20 protein-coding genes are annotated in these 17,736 nt (G+C 40.0%); 5 read left to right on the plus strand and 15 right to left on the minus strand.

The genetic code is table 11. The annotated features are described in order from the left end of the window. Nucleotides 1-70 precede the first annotated feature (70 nt). The 4 genes from ACGLYD_RS08305 to ACGLYD_RS08320 all read right to left on the minus strand — a co-directional run bounded on the left by ACGLYD_RS08305 (nt 71) and on the right by ACGLYD_RS08320 (nt 2,355). Nucleotides 71-439: a hypothetical protein gene (locus ACGLYD_RS08305; RefSeq protein ID WP_399632344.1), complete on the minus strand. Its 369-nt coding sequence runs from the start codon at nt 437-439 to the stop codon at nt 71-73. 212 nt (nt 440-651) lie between these two features. Beyond that, a complete protein-coding gene (locus ACGLYD_RS08310) occupies nt 652-1,164 on the minus strand; it encodes an HAD-IIIA family hydrolase (RefSeq protein WP_067209342.1) in 513 nt (170 codons plus the stop codon). A 752-nt stretch (nt 1,165-1,916) separates the two neighbouring features. Further along, entirely contained in the window at nt 1,917-2,111 is a 195-nt protein-coding gene (locus ACGLYD_RS08315) for a GNAT family N-acetyltransferase (protein WP_370569869.1), read from the minus strand. Nucleotides 2,112-2,190: 79 nt separating this feature from the next. Then, nucleotides 2,191-2,355 (minus strand): hypothetical protein, encoded by a 165-nt coding sequence (locus tag ACGLYD_RS08320; RefSeq protein ID WP_370569870.1) that lies wholly within the window; start codon nt 2,353-2,355, stop codon nt 2,191-2,193. A gap of 1,067 nt (nt 2,356-3,422) precedes the next feature. On the opposite strand from ACGLYD_RS08320, the gene ACGLYD_RS08325 reads away from it, so the two are divergent. From ACGLYD_RS08325 to ACGLYD_RS08335, 3 genes are all read left to right on the plus strand, one after another. After that, entirely contained in the window at nt 3,423-4,694 is a 1,272-nt protein-coding gene (locus ACGLYD_RS08325) for a LysM peptidoglycan-binding domain-containing protein (protein WP_399632349.1), read from the plus strand. Nucleotides 4,695-4,784: 90 nt separating this feature from the next. Then, on the plus strand, nt 4,785-5,180 hold the full coding sequence (locus tag ACGLYD_RS08330) for a hypothetical protein (RefSeq protein ID WP_399632352.1): 396 nt from the start codon (nt 4,785-4,787) through the stop codon (nt 5,178-5,180). A gap of 261 nt (nt 5,181-5,441) precedes the next feature. After that, the gene (locus ACGLYD_RS08335) at nt 5,442-5,771 is read left to right on the plus strand and encodes a hypothetical protein (protein WP_399632354.1); all 330 of its coding nucleotides are present in this window, start codon (nt 5,442-5,444) and stop codon (nt 5,769-5,771) included. 19 nt (nt 5,772-5,790) lie between these two features. On the opposite strand, the gene ACGLYD_RS08340 is transcribed toward ACGLYD_RS08335, so the two are convergent. The 5 genes from ACGLYD_RS08340 to ACGLYD_RS08360 form a co-directional block, all read right to left on the minus strand. Continuing rightward, entirely contained in the window at nt 5,791-6,282 is a 492-nt protein-coding gene (locus tag ACGLYD_RS08340; RefSeq protein ID WP_082786816.1) for a (2Fe-2S)-binding protein, read from the minus strand. Further along, nucleotides 6,282-7,118: an FAD binding domain-containing protein gene (locus ACGLYD_RS08345; RefSeq protein WP_399632357.1), complete on the minus strand. Its 837-nt coding sequence runs from the start codon at nt 7,116-7,118 to the stop codon at nt 6,282-6,284. The genes ACGLYD_RS08340 and ACGLYD_RS08345 overlap by 1 nt, the downstream gene beginning before the upstream one ends. Then, nucleotides 7,115-9,460: a xanthine dehydrogenase family protein molybdopterin-binding subunit gene (locus tag ACGLYD_RS08350; RefSeq protein ID WP_399632360.1), complete on the minus strand. Its 2,346-nt coding sequence runs from the start codon at nt 9,458-9,460 to the stop codon at nt 7,115-7,117. The genes ACGLYD_RS08345 and ACGLYD_RS08350 overlap by 4 nt, the downstream gene beginning before the upstream one ends. A 24-nt stretch (nt 9,461-9,484) precedes the next feature. Continuing rightward, the gene (locus ACGLYD_RS08355; protein ID WP_067209356.1) at nt 9,485-9,676 is read right to left on the minus strand and encodes a capping complex subunit for YIEGIA; all 192 of its coding nucleotides are present in this window, start codon (nt 9,674-9,676) and stop codon (nt 9,485-9,487) included. Between the two features lie 73 nt (nt 9,677-9,749). Next, nucleotides 9,750-10,625 (minus strand): YIEGIA family protein, encoded by an 876-nt coding sequence (locus ACGLYD_RS08360; RefSeq protein WP_067209359.1) that lies wholly within the window; start codon nt 10,623-10,625, stop codon nt 9,750-9,752. A gap of 141 nt (nt 10,626-10,766) precedes the next feature. Between ACGLYD_RS08360 and ACGLYD_RS08365 the strand changes: the two genes are divergently transcribed. Both ACGLYD_RS08365 and ACGLYD_RS08370 read left to right on the plus strand, forming a co-directional pair. After that, nucleotides 10,767-11,771, plus strand: coding sequence for an XdhC family protein (locus ACGLYD_RS08365; RefSeq protein WP_399632364.1), 1,005 nt, complete (start codon nt 10,767-10,769; stop codon nt 11,769-11,771). Further along, nucleotides 11,768-12,382 (plus strand): NTP transferase domain-containing protein, encoded by a 615-nt coding sequence (locus ACGLYD_RS08370; protein ID WP_399632366.1) that lies wholly within the window; start codon nt 11,768-11,770, stop codon nt 12,380-12,382. Before ACGLYD_RS08365 ends, ACGLYD_RS08370 begins: the two co-directional genes overlap by 4 nt. 14 nt (nt 12,383-12,396) lie before the next feature. On the opposite strand, the gene ACGLYD_RS08375 is transcribed toward ACGLYD_RS08370, so the two are convergent. From ACGLYD_RS08375 to ACGLYD_RS08400, 6 genes are all read right to left on the minus strand, one after another. Next, nucleotides 12,397-13,197 (minus strand): DUF4097 family beta strand repeat-containing protein, encoded by an 801-nt coding sequence (locus ACGLYD_RS08375; protein WP_399632369.1) that lies wholly within the window; start codon nt 13,195-13,197, stop codon nt 12,397-12,399. A gap of 28 nt (nt 13,198-13,225) precedes the next feature. Then, nucleotides 13,226-13,957 (minus strand): EcsC family protein, encoded by a 732-nt coding sequence (locus tag ACGLYD_RS08380; RefSeq protein WP_399632371.1) that lies wholly within the window; start codon nt 13,955-13,957, stop codon nt 13,226-13,228. A gap of 116 nt (nt 13,958-14,073) precedes the next feature. Continuing rightward, nucleotides 14,074-14,775: a TIGR02206 family membrane protein gene (locus ACGLYD_RS08385; protein WP_399632373.1), complete on the minus strand. Its 702-nt coding sequence runs from the start codon at nt 14,773-14,775 to the stop codon at nt 14,074-14,076. Between the two features lie 284 nt (nt 14,776-15,059). Further along, complete coding sequence (locus ACGLYD_RS08390; RefSeq protein WP_354313083.1) at nt 15,060-15,503, minus strand: lipoprotein; 444 nt, start codon at nt 15,501-15,503, stop codon at nt 15,060-15,062. Nucleotides 15,504-15,736: 233 nt separating this feature from the next. Continuing rightward, nucleotides 15,737-17,032, minus strand: a complete 1,296-nt coding sequence (locus ACGLYD_RS08395; protein WP_399632375.1) for a DUF4179 domain-containing protein — start codon at nt 17,030-17,032, stop codon at nt 15,737-15,739. Then, the gene (locus ACGLYD_RS08400) at nt 17,033-17,530 is read right to left on the minus strand and encodes a sigma-70 family RNA polymerase sigma factor (RefSeq protein WP_342538237.1); all 498 of its coding nucleotides are present in this window, start codon (nt 17,528-17,530) and stop codon (nt 17,033-17,035) included. Between the last annotated feature and the right edge of the window lie 206 nt (nt 17,531-17,736).

Below are 17,736 nucleotides of genomic sequence, written 5' to 3' on the forward strand. Positions count from 1 at the left end.
AATATAGAAAACACTTCGGGGAGCGTTAAAGCTATTGAATTATGTTGTTTATCCTGAAGTCTCGCCCAATTCACATCGACCCAGAACGTTTCGAGTAAAAAAAGTATTTTTCTACATCTGTTAATTCTTTATACAAATCCATTCTTTCTGTTACTTTCAGTTGGAGCGGTCCCGATTTTACCGACACCTTTTCCAGCAAACATCCGCTTAAAGCCAAGTGATAGATGAAATGGATGAAAGAATAATAGGCCTGTTCAGTATACGATGTACAATCCTTGGTTCTTATGGTCATACGTTCATTAATCGCGGGCAGATGCTTTCTTGATTTGTACTCTTTTGCCTTTGTTAGCTGAACTACATGTCCGCTTATATAGCTAACAAACTCATCAAAATCAGCTACTAAGTTGATTGGAATTGATTCATTATTCATAGCGTTCAATTTTATAACCCCTTTTCCCGTTGGATCAGATAGGATTATTATTATTCCAATAGACAATTCCTAAAATGCTTTCCTACGCTTTTGTCTAATTATACAATTTCCTCACTCGAAGTTGTAGTTTCGTCTCGCCTCTTAGAGTCATCACTGGTTAAGAATACGAAATGATGGCTGATAAAGAGGAAAGGCGATTACATATCTTATAAGGAGTGAATTTATATATAAGCGAGTACCTCTTTGAGATTGTCCAGAACGTAAATGTTTTTCATATTGGAAGATGAACCTACCCCTATTCCAAACCCCTTCATCTTCATGTTGATAGCTAGTTCTACATCAACGATTGAGTCGCCAATCATAAATGATTGATCAATATTAATATTTGGGTATTTCAGTATTGCATTCATAATCATCCCGGTTTGAGGTTTTATACAATCACAACCTTCATCCCTACTGTGAGGACAGTGAAATACATCCAGGATTTTTATTTTATGACATGATAATTCATATAGCATCTTTGCTGTAATGTCATGGTACTGCTCTAATGATATAAATCCTTCGTTTATTAGATATTGGTTCGTGATGATAATTATTTCATAGCCTCTTTGGTCAACGCTCTTTAAAGTCTGAACTGAATCGGCTAAAAACACAGGATTCTTTATATCCGTCCACTTGTGGTCAGGATAGTCTTCAATAATAGTCCCATCCCTATCAAAAAATGCGACCTTCAATTAAATCACTCCTTATTTTTTCATTGATTCATGGGTGATAACACCGCCTGCCTCGTCAACTTGCGTGAAGCTGAAAACTCAAGTAGATTTTAACAAGAAGCCAATTCGAGTATAGAAAAATTTGGAAGTCAGCTAGTAAGCGATGTAAAATAATAAGTGAGTTTCTAGGGTGGTAAAGATCGGAACTATTCCCTTTAAGCTATTTACTTAAATCCAAATATACTAATAAGTTGTCAGGGGCGCAATTCAAACGTATAATGAGGATATAGCTTGACTAGAATAAAAAAAGATTGATCGATGTTGTCGCATCGATCAATCAATGCAATAGTCGGTTCCCTACAAGGGGATCAGCACTTACGGAGTGAGAATAACCCATCCCTATGAGCCGTTAACTCAAGGATGGGTTATTTTTTATGGTTAAATGACAGAATCAACACAATTAAAGTTGCGAAAGCTACAGCAAACATTAACGTTTCAAAAACTGACATCGACATCACCCCCTTTCATGGGGAGTGAGCCGACCACCCTTGAGTCACCTATTCTATTACCTCTTAATTATACCATACAGACGTTCTTAGATTAACTAATAGTTCATGATGAAATAACTCTTCCACTTTTGTCTGCCAGTACTTCCCCAACGATAGTCTCTTCAGATTTCATACTTCATACCGTCCCGCTGTTATTAAACCAGATGACTAACCATTCGTTATCCAAGTAATACACCACCTAACTTCCCTGTTTATCTTAAATATCTATTCTAACGACTTTTTTAATACATAACTCACTTTGTCATACTCCATTTTCTCTTCATAGAACCTATGTGCGTCTGTTCGTTGCAAGCCTGATGACAGCGCAACACTTTCATAGCCGTTGTCTTTTGCCCACTTATGGACATAGGTAAGTAACTTCTCCCCATACCCACTAGACCGTTTCGTGGTATCCGTCACCAAATCACAAATTCAAATGAATCGACCATAATAAAGTGTGATTATTGGCTTGAAACCGATTACTGCAACGATATCCCTTTCACTTTGTACACAGACAGTTGGTAACGATCTTTCTCTGTGCTTCACAGACTAATTCCAAGTAGGTATCTTCATCCAAATGTGTTCGCAACTGCCTCATAATCGGATATGCTTCAACAATTTCGTTACGTGTTTGAAGCTCCTTAATCGTTAATTCATTCCTCACACACAGCAACCCCTTTTTCATAAATATACCATGCGGTTTCATCGCAACATGATTAAATTGTTTGCCGAGCTCATTCGAGAATACAAATATCCAAAAGCTTATTCGAATCAAACACTTGAAAGTTAAACCCCTCAAACGTATAATAAGAATAAGATTAGAATACAATAAAAAAGACCGCTTGGTGCGCTAACACCAAACGGTCAATGTAATAAGCAGGTTCCCTACAAGGGGATTGGCAAAATGACAGGGATAACCCATCGAGCCTTTAACTCAAGGATGGGTTATTTTTTATGGTTAAATGCAAGTACCAATACGATCAATGTTGCAAAAGAAATTGCAAACATTAACGATTCGAATACTGTCATTGGCACCACCCCCTTTCGTACGGAAGTGAGCCGACCACCCTTGAGTCACCTATTCTATTACTCTTCTATTATACCATACATACGTTCCTCCAAACCCAAATTCCACTATTCCTGTATGAAAGATTTATACCTCTATCATCATTTTTATGTAAATATAAAGGCATCTAAAAAGATGCCTTACATTTAAAATGAAAAAGTCGTTTAAAGTAGCCTTGTAAGCTTATCTATCCCTGCAGTTTTTACATACTTTAATGAGTTCTTTCGCTTCCGTTTTATGATTGTATAATAACTTAATTCTATTTCGAGTACACAACGGACAGTCTCCTCTTCCTTTTGAAGGGAGCTTTTTTATTGCTTTTCCTCGGTTTCTTTTCGCCATGACCATCCACCTCCAGAATGAAAATTCTTCTTTCTCTTTATCTAATGATGGCATGGGGAGATCTTATGGGTATTTTAATAATTTATTTATGAAAAACTATTCTGGGTAATTAGATATCATGATTAGGAAGTCCGTTAATTGCCATAGTCCGTCCTTTTTTACTGAGATTATCTACAAGTAGTGACATATATATATATTCAATCATTTAACAGCGGGAATAATACCTTCAAAAATACAAAAAGAGGTATTTCACACTCTTGCAATACTATCCCCCGTCCCTTTTGAATATCATAAAAGAGATGAATATATGAGGAGAGAACTATATGCAAATTCATGTAGTACATCCAGGGGAAACATTATGGTTGATTGCACAACGTTACGGCGTCACCGTAACTCAAATCGTGACAGCCAACCAGTTGGAAAGTCCAAGCAAACTAGTAAGTGGGCTGGCTCTAGTCGTTCCAACACCTACTCAGACACATACTGTACAACCTGGTGAGAATTTAACACAAATTGCACAGCGTTATGGTACAACTGTCGAAGAAATTAGTAAGATAAATCAAATTCAAAATCCCAATATGATTTTATCCGAAACTATTTTAACCATCCCCGCCCATAAACCAGTTATTGATGTGAATGCCTACACAATCAATACTGGGGAAACAGGCGCTAGGGAAATTCAAGAAGTTGGCCAATATTTAACCTATTGGATGCCTTTTGTTTATACGATTCGTGAAGATGGTGGGCTAAGTACCATCGACGATACCGCTATGCTTCAATCTGCCGCTGCCGAAAGAGTTGTTCCTGTGATGGCCATTACAAATTTCAGTGCCACGGCCGCTGGATCTAGTCTGGCGCATTCAGTCCTTGCAAGTACTGATATTCAGGATGTTTTATTAACAAATATTTTAAAAGTCATGAAAGAAAAAGGCTATCAAGGATTAAATATTGACTTTGAAAATGTGTTGCCGGCCGACCGTGAAAACTATAACCAATTTTTGAAGCGTGCAGTGGATCGCTTGCATCCGGAAGGTTATTCCGTCTCAACAGCCCTTGCTCCAAAGATTAGCGATGAGCAAAAAGGGGTGTTATATGAAGCACATGATTACGCAGAACACGGAAGAATTGTCGATTTCGTCGTATTGATGACCTATGAATGGGGTTATCGATTAGGTCCTCCACAGGCAATTTCACCGCTAAATGAAATAAAAAGGGTGCTGGATTACGCTGTTACCGTAATACCAAGAAACAAAATCTTGTTTGGTTTTCAAATCTATTCGCGCGACTGGTTACTTCCTCATGTGCAAGGACAAGAGGCAGAAACATTTAGCCAACAGGAAGCAATTCGCCGGGCTATTCAATATGGGGTGGCCATTCAATATGACCCAATAGCGCAATCACCATTTTATCGCTACACGGATGCAGAGGGGCGTAACCACGAAGTCTGGTTCGAAGATGCCCGCAGTGCACAAGCAAAGTTTGATGTGGTAAAGGACTATAATTTACGCGGAATTAGTTACTGGGTTCTTGGTTACCCATTCCCGCAAAATTGGTTGTTACTGGAAGACAACTTTACTATCCGAAAAATACGCTAGTTTTCATTATCGATACTTCCAATAACCTTAACCGTACAGAGTCACTGAACATAGGATAGGATACCCGATACTTGGAATGGAGGCACTCTTATGCACTATAACCCTTATCCACACTGGGCCAATCCTTATTCTAATCCACGGTGGCTGTACAACGAGCATGTTCAACCACAGACCGTTTTAAGACCGCCAAGTCCTTTTCCATCTATAAATACGCAAGTGTTGAATACTTCGGCCCTAAGATTTCAAGAATTATTGAAACAAGCGGATTTATTAGCAAGCAAGATTGTTAACTCTAAAGAATTCGCACATGAGTTAATGGAAGCAGCACAACTATCAAATACAAAAAAGGTAGATGAATTAATTGTATCAACAGGCATCACATTAAAAATCAAAACATATTTTAGTCCAACTGGAATTCGTATTGAATTAAACAACGACGAAAATCCAGGTGAATGTTGTCATTTACTAATGACATTAAAGTGGTAAGGTTGAGGAATCTTTTTTGTATTCCGGACATAATTCACGCGAAATTAGATTGATTAGAATAAAAAAGACCACTCAATCAGCGTAACAACTGCTTACCAATAAGCTTAAATAACCCATCCTAATGAGCTATTTACTCAGGGATGGGTTATTTTTATATCGTTTTGAATTGTCAAATCTGTCCCTATAATCATTGATTAAAAAGGACTGATTTCACTAACACTAACGAGGACAAGTCTATTTCAAACGAAAGGAGTCTTCCTCTTGAAACAACTGTCTGATAAGAACCAAGCACATACGGAGCAACAATTCCAAGGTCAAAAGAAACAAGCACTACAAGCAATGCAACAGGCAATGCAAACGATTCAGTTGAGCACTTCTACGACTGACCTCCAATTGTTGCAACAAGCACAGCATCAACTTCAACAAGCATCACAGCTGCTGGTTCAAATGCAAGGGACTGCGGTTACCAAATCGACTACCGCAGTTCAGCAACAATTGGAGCAAGTTCGGCAACAAATCGAACAGGCTGCGCAAACCTTACAGCTTATCCACTCGCTAAATAGTGGAAATAATAGCTTCAAAAAAGGTTAAAAACCTGCCTTCGACTCATTCAACCAGTCGAAGGCAGGTTTTTCTTTTCAAGTAACGCCGCTTTTACTGCTTCTTTAATCTCCTGATAGCCCGTACACCTGCATAGATTCGACTGAAGCCACTCTTCAATCGTCTCATCTTCAGCGTCAGGATGCTTTTCAATAAGGGCATGTGCATTGACGATAAACCCTGACGTGCAGTAGCCGCATTGAATGGCCCATTTCTCAATGAATGCTTTTTGAACCGGAGAATCCAACAACCCCTCGATTGTTATAATTGGTTCATTTACCGCTTCAACTGACAAGGATAGACATGAATGCATTGGTTCCCCGTTTACAAGGACTGTACAAGCCCCACAATCGCCGTTTTCACATGCTTTTTTTGCACCAGTTAAGCCAAGTTGCTCGCGTAATGTATGCAAAAGCGTATCGGCAGACCGGATGACCGCGTCATGGGTTTCACCATTCACAAGAAGTTGAATAATTGTTTTTGTTGTATCAATGGAATTGATCACTTTTTCCCCTCCAAAACTTCAAACGTATCTACTAACAGGTTTTTTAACACGAATCCACGGTAAGCTGCGGATGCATGCGAGTCATCCACAATTGATGCTGGAAGATGAGAGGCTATTTGTTCTATTCTCTCCCTCTCAGTTAATGAATCATCATTAACAATCGCTTCTATCTTCTTTGAACGAAATGGAAAACTACACAACCCGCTAAAAGCGACACGGATTTGGTTCTCTTTCAACAAAGCCGCCAAAGTGACGACAGGATAACCCACTTTAGTCATTTGAGTCCGTTTCAAACTAAGATAAGGCAAATCGATAAATGATGCATCGACGATAATTTGAACAAGGAATGTGCCTTCATCTAAAGTCATCTTTCGATCGAATATTTTTTTCAATGAAACAACTTTTTCTTCTCCCTGTGAGGCGATCTTCACCTTTGCATCCGCTAATAGAAATGGTAAAACGCCTTCCCGATATATCAATTGACTATTTATATTACCGCCTATCGTAATTTTGTTTCGTGAAGAATGATTGGCAATTTGCTTAACAGTTTGGCTTAATAAGGGAAACAGATTTGTTTCCACCAGTTTATTTAACGAAATCGCCGCACCAATAATAAGCTGCCCTCCCTGGATTTCACATATATTGCATTCAGGAATCCCTTTAATATCAATTACCACATCGGCATGCATTTTATTCGTCCGTGCGAACGTAATGAATTCTGTTCCTCCTGAATAATAGATAACTTTTTTCCGGAGACTAGTCGCTGTAATATACGTCTCTATAGCTTCCGCAATGGTTGAAGGCTTATAGTAGTTAAAATCGAATGCAATCATTGTCCGCTCTCCTTCTTTGTTTTCCATATTAATTCTGGAATGAGCGGTAGTTCGTTCAATTCAACTTGCGCAGCCTCGGAAAGTCCATTCGCTAACGCCGGTGCCATACCGATTACTCCGTGTTCCCCGATTCCCCGTGCACCATACGGTCCGTCCGCAAATGGTGTTTCGATAAAATCGACCAAATACTCTACCGGCTGTTCCCCGTAACGAAGCATATGATAAGTGCGCAGATCCGCGTTTTCTACTACCCCATTTTCATCAAAATGAAACGATTCACTGCTAGCAAAACTTAACCCTAAATACATGCCGCCCCGCATTTGCTGCGTCGCCATCATGGGATTAATAATGGTACCGCCGTCAAGCACCGTGACAGCTTTAAGTATTTTGTACGTGAAATTACGTTCATCCAATTCGACTTCTACCGCCTGTGAACCGACAGACCACCATGACCCCGGTTTCCCGAAACCAGTCTCCTTATCCATCGGTGTCAAATGGCGCTGAATATAAGAACCAGTTCCTATAATCTGCGCGCCTACCGCATGGCCGCTAGGTAATGTGTAACCTAAAGCAATGTCCTTTATTTCGACTCCGTAAGCGGGGTCAGGTACTAAATAGACGCGTCCGCCTCCCACTTCCAAATCCTCTTCAGAACATTGCAATACGATGGAAGCCGTTTTTTTCATTTGCTTAATTGCACTTTCAGCGGCAGCTAGTACTGCACGTCCCGCCAAGAATGTCGTGCTGCTCGCTACGGTGCTCCATTGATGTGGATCATATTGTGTATTCACTTCCATGATCACGTGAATTTTATCCATCGGCATATTCAACTTTTCAGCAAGAATCTGTGCAAGGGTGGTTTTCGTTCCTTGTCCAAGCTCAATCGCAGCACAGTTTAAATTCACGGCTCCATCTGGTTCAAATGTGATAACTGCTCCTGCTTGGGCATTCGTCGCAGTCTTCGACGTTTTCCAAAACAAACTGATTCCCTTTGCGCGCACTAAATTTTCACCAACTGCGATTCTTTGCCCTTCATCCCAGCCAATCAATTCTTTTACTCGAATAATACATTTTTCAGTATCCCCTATATTATTTGTAGTGAGTACTGTTTGGGTAGGTGTTGTGTCTCCGGGTTTAATCACATTCAATATTCGTAATTCAATCGGATCCATATTCAATTGCTTAGCTAATATGTCCATCGTTCTCTCAACAGCAAAAGTCAGCTCGGGATGCCCATAGCCTCGGTATGACGTTGCGAACGGATGATTCGTATACATGCAGTAGGAGTCACACCATACATTTGGAACATTATATGGCCCCGTACAATCGAGTGCAATTGCCTGCGTTATACCCGCCCCATGGTCTGTATAAGCACCTGAATCAACGAGGAAGGTATACTGTCCCGCCATCAATTTCCCTTCTTTCGTCACACCCAGTTTTATCGTTGCATCAAGTCCGATATGACACGGGGCGGTTATCATATCCTCTTCGCGCTCATACTGTAGCTTGACCATTTTCCCACCGACAGCTTTCGATGCCAAATAAGCAATTGGCTCTAATTGAATAGCTCCTTTCCCACCGAAAGCACCACCAATCAACGGGATGTGAACGATAACATTACCTACTTCAATATTAAAAAACTGGTTAAATACCTTTTTTATCATATAGGGGGATTGAGAACAGGAATGGATAACCACTTTCCCGTCCGGATTGATCTCCACCCGGGTACTTCGCGTTTCCATCGCGGCATGATCGGAAAGGTTGAATGAATAAGAAGCCGATATCGTTTCTGCACAATTCGCCCAGATAGGTCCGATATCTCCTTTACGGATTTTAATGTGACTGCCGATATTTGTACCAGGAACAGGATAGACGTTATCGATTATTTTTGTATAGTCTCCGGAATTGTCATGTACTAATGGTGCGTCAGGTTGGAATGCCTGCTGGACTGAATTCACGACGGGGAGCGGTTCGTATTCTACTTTTACCTTGTTTGCCGCCAGTTTTCCTTGATGTTCAGAATCCGCCACAACAATTGCTATCGGCTCCCCATAATACCGCACCTTGCCGAATGCCAATGGTGGGCGGTCTGCAAGAATCGGGCCAATATGAAATGGGAAAACCTCTCCTGTCACGATTGCACGCACGCCAGGCATTTTCCACGCTTCAGTCGTGTCAATGGATTTGATCAAGGCATGTGCTTGAGTGCTTTTCACAAGTTTCGCGTGCATTAGGCCAGGTACCGAATAATCCCCAACATATCTAACTTTGCCCGTCGATTTTTCTACCACATCAATTCGTTGTTCAGACTTGCCAACCGTTGTCCATATTTTATTCGTCATTCACAAACGCCTCCTGGACAAAATTTAACGTGCAACAATAACAAGTGTATCCGTGTCAACTTCATGCGCTGAAGCATCCATTATCTTCTCTAGTGTCATGCTGATTTTCTGTAATTCCTTTTGATCTTTCACAATGAAAACAGGCGCGCCGCCGCCCTGTAGTGATTCTGGTTTTATCGTGATGATAGCGACAATCTCTGCATGCTGATTTTCCAAACCACTCAACTCCTTATAGTACAGACTCCAGATTACTGTCCTTTAAACGTCACGCATTTTAGATTTAGTTCCCCTATTTTCCTTTATCCGCTTCTTTAGGCATCCGGATTGCACTATCCAATACGGGGACATTGTCTAATACGGCCTTGATTTGATGGAAATCTTTTTCCCGCGGCAAAAAGAACAATGCGATTCGCCCGTCCTCCATATCTCTTTTCGTAAGTGGAATCAATGCCGGTTCACCGGAATCTAGATAACTGCCCAGTACAGTAGCAACATGGTGCAACATTGCTTGTCGCTGCCCTAGGAAGGACAAAGTGACAATACTGTTTTGATTTTTCGGGATGATAATTGCACCAACTGCCTTTTCGGTAATTATTTTTCTTGTATCTTCCAGTCCTACATTTTTAATAAGGATATCACCCACAAAAAGCGTCGGACCTTCAAAACGAATCTCTGCTTCTGTAACATCCGCGATTGCATTCAATAACTGTCCTGACATATTGAACTTCACCATGACTAGCATGACAATCCCACCGATAATTCCCAACCAGAAGGAAAACACAGCACACAATGTAGTGATAAGAGCCGTGAACATCACTAAATAATTCCGACTTTCAAACGCTTGTGCCATCCCCTCAATAAATGGCGTCCCACGCTCTACAAGTTCGAAGTTATCGATATTTTGAAGTGACTCCCTTTCCATCTTCCGAACTTCACGAAACTGTGTAGCAGCAAGACCAAGGAATGTCACGGCAGTCCAATCAGATTCCAACACTGCTGGAATCGCTACGGCACCGATGAATGCCGCAATGAAACCAAAGGAAAGGTGAATGATTCGCCCTGTCGGATACGTTGGGTATTGCCGAAAATCAGTACGTAACAAGAGTGTTCGTGCCACAAATCCAAAAACAATTCCGACTACGACCGGAAGTAAATAGTTATCCAAATACTACACCCCCGAAAAGTTATATACTTCTCTCGCATTCTAACCAAAACAACGACAGATTATAATGTGGTAACGATATTAGAGAATGAATAGAAGGTTAGCTAAATGGCGACAGTGGGTGGAAAGAAATGAGGTGTGGATTTGCAATCGATTCAGCAAATGATTGAAATTGTTTTGATTGATACCCAACCCGTTGTACTTGCGATGATTATTCAGGTGGAAGGATCAGCTTACCGGAAAGAAGGTACTTGGATGCTCATTCAAGAGGATGGTACACATACAGGTATCATCAGCGGTGGTTGTCTTGAAAGTGATTTACATAATCGTGCCATAGAAATGTTTAATACAGGAAAAGTAGAAATTGTTCACTATGACTTAAGTGCTAAAGATGACCTTGGTTGGGGGCGTGGTGCGGGATGCAATGGAGTTGTCTCAGTATTTGTGCGCGATATCGATAATGATTTCCGGCACTTTCTAACCTTAATGCACAAACAGTTCTTGGCCATGGAACCCGTTTTATTTATCCAATCAATAAGTGAGTTTGACAACTATGCATTTTTAAATGAAAGCAAAAACTGCCTCGACCACTGGCAAAGTGAAATCCCCTTCGAACTAGATGCCTTCACTCCGTTTCAAAACAAAGTAGGACAAAAAAGTAAGGACGACGAAGACGAAATCATGTATTTTCAACTTATATGGCCTCAACCTGCCCTTTATATAATCGGTGCAGGCGTTGATGCACGGCCGCTTGCACGACTTGCTGGAAACGTTGGGTATGCGGTTCATCTGCTTGATTCTCGGAGTGCACTTTGTAATGAAATTCATTTTCCTACTGCAGTATCTTTTCAGGTTGGCGACACCGAGAAACTAATCGACAATATCTCTTTAAGTCCACTCGATTCAGTTGTCATTATGACGCATGATTTCCAGTTGGATGCGAAACTAATGCATAGACTCCGCGACCATCAATTATTGTACCTTGGTATTTTAGGGTCAAAAAAACGAACTGAACGTTTACTAGGCGAAGAAATTCCCAATTGGATTCATTCACCTATAGGGCTTTCTATTGGTGCAGATGGACCTGAGGAAATTGCTGTTAGTATTGTAGCAGAACTTATAGCAGTTAGACGCGGGGGAATTTCATGAAAATCGCAGGTATTTATCTTGCCGCTGGAAACAGCAGCCGTATGGGGAGTAATAAATTAGCACTACCTGTTGGAACCATGACAGTAGGTAGCTTAGCGCTTGAAACAGCTTTGAAATCATCGCTCGATAAAGTCTATATCATTACAAAGGATAAGGACGATGCAGATTGGCTTCCCGCTGAAATGAAACTAGATGCGAGATGCTCATTCATAAGGTGTCCAACTGCACATCATGGCCAATCCGAATCATTGCGCTACGGCATTCAACGAGCACAAACTGATGGCATGGATGCCATCATCGTCATATTGGCGGATCAACCTTTCATCACCGTCCAAATGCTCGAAGAAATGATTGCGTGCAGGAAGAACAACCAGATGTGCAGATTCGTCGCTACCACATATGAACAGACAATCATGCCGCCTGTCCTTTTTTCGTCTTCCATGTACAACGAACTGATGGAGTTACGTGGAGATAAAGGAGCAAAAGCAATTTTACAAGGTGATTTTCTCCAAAAGGGAAAGCTATTACCCTGTGCTGATAAGAGGCTAGTATTCGATGTCGATACAGAGGCTGATTACGAAGCACTCCAATTAATAGAAAAAACGAAATGATAGAATGTATCCTATCATTTCGTTATCGTTATTCTTCCATTATCCGTTCTTAATTTAATTAAATTCTCACCATTTCCGAACTTCGTATGTTTGTTTTCATATCCAAAAACATCGATTCTTCCGTTGTCCGTTTTAACGTCAATCGTAGCATTCGTCGGTTCCTTTTCAGTTTGAATCTCGATTTTACCGTTATCTGTCGTTAATTCAATCGGTCGATCTAAATTGTTTGTTACAAGGGAAATTCTCCCGTTATCTGTTCTTCCGACAATCGTACCGTCAACATGATCTAGGATAATTGCTCCGTTATCAGTTTTAACATTGACAGCTGTAGCATCAATGGTTTTTAACTCAATCGTGCCATTGTCTGTCTCCAGTGCCAACTCTTTCGTTTGAATATTCTCCACTTTGATCCGCCCGTTATTGCTTTCCGCTTGGATTCGATCATACTGTTTTTCAGGCACTTTCATGATTAGCTTTAAGTTTAATGAGGATAAACCAAAGTTAATGAAACTTCGCCGCTTTTCTTTAAACTGAACAGATAGTGTGTTTTCTTTTACAACAGCCTCGAAAATGAATTTCGACCTTTTCTTTGTCTTCCCTGAATACGACACTGTCGTTACCGAATCTTTGGTTGGCACGATCTCCACCATTGCATTGGTCGTCAAAATTTCAATACTCGTAAATGATTGATCATCAATCACTTTTTTCTTGGCGTTATTTTCAAAGTGATTCCCGGAATTGAACACCAATGCAATTCCACCAACAATAAGCAATACCAACGCTACGATAATGAACATTTTATTTCTAATAAACATTTTATGCCAAACCTCCTTATTTATGATTTTAAGTTTTTTCTGTATCCGAGGTTCTTTGCATTAAACGAAGCCGATATGAATTCATAGCCGCTTCCCCGAGCTGGTCAAGCAGATTATAGTTGGCAAACGCGCCGACAATCGCCCCGAAGCCAGGAATTAATTGAAACATTTTCACTAAATCAATGTAATCTCGGTATTCTTGCTGAAAGTCCCTCCAATCCATATCAGCAATCAACAGTTTCTCTTCTTCCCAATTCTCAATAATAGATAATGTCTCTCTCCTTGTTTCCTCACTTGAAAATGCAAGTTGGAACACATGTAAAATGAACAATCGCTCTTCATATTCATTCGTATCAAATCCATAAACCGCAGCGGCTTCAAACAGAAACTTCATTTTAATGGATAATAGCAGCGGAAAGTCGACAAGGCCAAGCATAATTCCCCCTGCTCCAGTTCCCGCACCTTCAATGACAGCAGTTTTGCGGAATGACGAAAGCTTTTCCTTAAATAACTCATCCCTCTCATATAGACTTAGCACGGTTGATTGCCTTTTTTTCGTCGTGATAGTAGAGCCGACCAAAGTGGCTTTCACCATGTTTTTTATGCTCTCTGTCATTACCTGATGAAACTTTTCTGGAATAAGACCATTCACTTTCATTTGCGCTTTTTTTGACGTACGGCTAATAATGCCTGATCGCTTTGTCATTTTCCGCTTCCAAAAATGCAACTCCTCTTGAACTTTCATCGTATAGTCAACCATAATTCTGTACCCTTCTCTCTGTTGCAATCAATTCACTGATTACAATTTAGTATAATGGATAGGATTTTAATTCAAATGGACCTGAGAAGTGATTGCAACTCAGTCTTAAGATGTAGTTAACGTGACCCATCACGAAAATGCCACTTTCTAAATAGTAGCCACAAACAGACGAAGATCAAAAATGCTACTCCTTCGAGCGCTAAAATGTACCACGGATAGGGTCCTAAGTAGTCAAGCAAACTTCCGTTGACTGGTTTTTCCCTTAAGAACATATAGTTGCCTTGGAAAAACACATTAACCGCAAATATAAGTGGCAACAACAAGTTTAAAATAATCATTGTCTTGATGATTCCTATAAAAGTAGGTCTGTATTCTTTCATCCACGTAAAGTATAGTGCCGTTATTATGATTCCAATATGCGTGTAAAAAAAGTGGAAATACCTGAAATGCGGGAATCCAACAACTAATACAGGAGTCGCCATCGCTTGAAGAGCCCCTCCAATACCTGCAAAAAAGATGAAATCATACAAATGCCTATTCCCTGTCCATAAGAGAACAATCGCAACAAGTAAACTAATGCTGCATAATTCTAGCGGCAACGAATCGCTAAATCCCCATCTCCCAGTTACAATCATCCAAACATGATAAAAGACTTCCATTACCAATAAAGTCAACGCAAAAAGGCGTTCATACTTCGACGACACCGACCATCGCCTTCTTAAAATAAATAACAATAAGATGGATAGGCACAACACGCCTATTGCCGCCATATGCTCCATTGAAAATAGTAAGAAGGAAGGTTCACTATAGCCAGCCATCCTTGTACCCCATTTCTGTAAGTCCTTTTATCTTGATCTATAAACAATATCCACTTTACCGACCTTATTATCCATTTTATACGTTTTTGCTGATTCCGGATAGCCTATCTTTATGTAAGATACCTTCATAGCGACAGGAAAACCATTGAAATACTCGGAGTTGCAAGTAGGCGTAGTCATCATGTATCCAAAGACTTCTCAGGATCCTTCAATATGTTTTGTTGACACATATGAATAGCTTTCAAAATTGGGCCGCTCATATTGTCGTTAGCAATTACGCGTATCTACATTTCATACACGATTAACTGTTCATTGCCGAATATTTCATCGAACGAAACGGGTTTTCCATTGATAAAAAGGTTTATCGTATCATATTTCTCTACCGTTTTGATTTTATATAATACTTGATATTTTAATTTGGTGTTTGAGTAGTCAGAATCATATTCTTGATTGATAAACACGTTCAATGTGTCTTGTTGAGCACTTACGTTAAAGTCACTAAAATAAACTGCATCATTTCCTTGAGTAACGTAAATTCCATTTATAAATACATACATATTTTTTTCACCATCAAGGTAGAGATAATTACCATTCTTCACTTCAGCATATTCAATAAATTCCTGTACAGCATCATTTGCATTACCTATGCTTATTTCTGAAAATGAAAAATCCGAATTGCACCCGGTTAATAGTAACATCAGAACAATTAACGATAATCGCTTTTTCACAACAGCGCTCCTTGTAATAATAGTGGTTTATTTCTGTTCAGATAGCTAACTCTGCTAAAAGTATCTTTTATCATTAATACGTTACTAACAACCTATTCATTTCATTATTTGAAAATTAAAAACGATGCCTTTATGAGATTTCATTTACTCATAGAGACATCGTTTTCATTATGTTTTAAAACCTGATGAATTGATAGCCAATATTCAATTGATGGGTAGGATGCGAAAACTTATTAATCAAGTGGAATATCCACTTCCACCTTGTCGTCCAAATACAGCGGATAGCTATTAATATTCAGACGAATTGGATTCACTTCATTCTCAAAATCAAATGTAGAGACTGCTGTGATATAAGGTGCTTCTCTGTTAGCATGCATTTCGATTAAACTATTACTTAAATCATTGCCTTCTTTGTCAAATATTCCAGCCAATAGTAGCCAACCGCCAGGTGGATAAGTGACTTCCAATGTATTGCGGGATGGCACTTTCACAGCAATATCCAGTTCACTTGGCACATACAGCACTTTCTGTTGCTCAAAATCGACCTCGATATAATCCGAGCCTTTTGGAAGTGCTTCGATTCTTTCCATTACTAACGTTAGTTTTTTCGGCTGCCTGAAGTAATTGCTTTGCATGAATAAACCTACTTCGCCGTCACGCATTTGACCGCCTTCGCCATTTCTTAGTTGACCCCAATCTTCACCATTCTCATCAATCAAACGAACCGATGTAAATTTTAGTAAATGCATCGTGTTTTGTTCGTCAGTAGCTAGTCGGATTTCTGCGCGTAACGGCGAAATTTTCAACTGTTTAATGTCAATTGTTTGACCATCTACGACAACAGATTGGTTCACTTCATATATTTTTGGTTGTTTAATGGGCTTGGTGAGTGTGAATGGCACGGCGAACTTTGTCTCTGCTGGATCACTCAAGTCCAAATTAAATTCAAATGACCTATTGGCATATGATAATTCATCGGCAGACGTAATTTCAACTTTGTCTTCCTGTACAGTCCTTTCACCCGATCTAGAGACATTGTATGAACTTACGACACCAAATGGAATACCTTGTTGAGACACCTCTAAAGAAGTTATACTCACTTTGGAAAGATCAAAGCGGGATTCAAGCTTATAGAATATCGTCATGCCCGAATGATCAGCTACGACATTCTGTAAAGTCAAGGTATAGTCGCCTTGCGTTACCACAATTCCGAGTTCTTCATAGTAATTATTTTCTACAATGTCACTAATTCCTTTATCATAAGCAATCATGCCAACGACAGAAGAAAACCCTGGAATTTTGGCCACCGCCTGTGCAAACACAGGAGAAACGCGAATCGACGTCACAAAAAGTAGCAGTACAATAACAGCTACACTGGCGACTGAATACAGACGGCGCTTTCTCTTCTTGGTCAACCGATGCTGATGGATGGCCTTTGTACGTGCTTGATGCAATGCTTCTTTAGGAATTTCAATCGCTTCCAATTCCTCAGTTAGCTTCTGCCAGTCCTGCTCATTCAAGTTGGTCATTTATAGTTCCTCCTTTGCAATGAGTACGCGTAATCTTTTTAACGTCTTATGTAGCCTTGATTTCACAGTACCTTCGGGAATTTGCTTCAAGTGTGCAATTTCTCCGTTCTTCAGATCCTGGAAGTATTTTAAATAGATAAGTTCTTGTTGTTCTGTTGGCAGACTTGTGATAATATCGGCCATTTCAAATGGTTGATGATCTGTCGACGCTAGTTCAATTTCATGATTGTAGACTAATTTCTCTTGTTTCTTTTTCATATCTAGGCAAATATTGATGATAATTCGGACAAGCCAGGTTGCTATGTACGTTGGTTCTTTGACGGTATGCATCTTTTTTAAAGCTCGATACGTCAGCTCTTGCATAGCTTCAACAGCATCATGCTCATTTTTCAAATACGCATAAGCCGTACGATAGAGCGTATCTTCATGTTGTGCCAACAGCTTCACCAATGCCTGTTCATCACCCGCAATGGCCCTTTTCGCCAAATCCAGCTCCATACTCCCACCCCCTGTTACCTATTAGACAGTTCAAACTGGTAAATCGTTCATTTTGTTTTTTTTAATAAAAAACGAGTTCAACTAAATTTAGTGAACTCGTTGCTTAACTCCCTCTTATATTAGCATTATCATGCACTTCATAAGAAAACTATTCACCAATTTACATAGTGGTACCAAGATAGAGGAATAAGGAGCTTTAGTGGTGA

Origin of the sequence: Sporosarcina sp. SG10008 (genome assembly GCF_044569405.1) — a bacterium.
GTDB classification, from domain to species: Bacteria; Bacillota; Bacilli; order Bacillales_A; family Planococcaceae; genus Sporosarcina; species Sporosarcina psychrophila.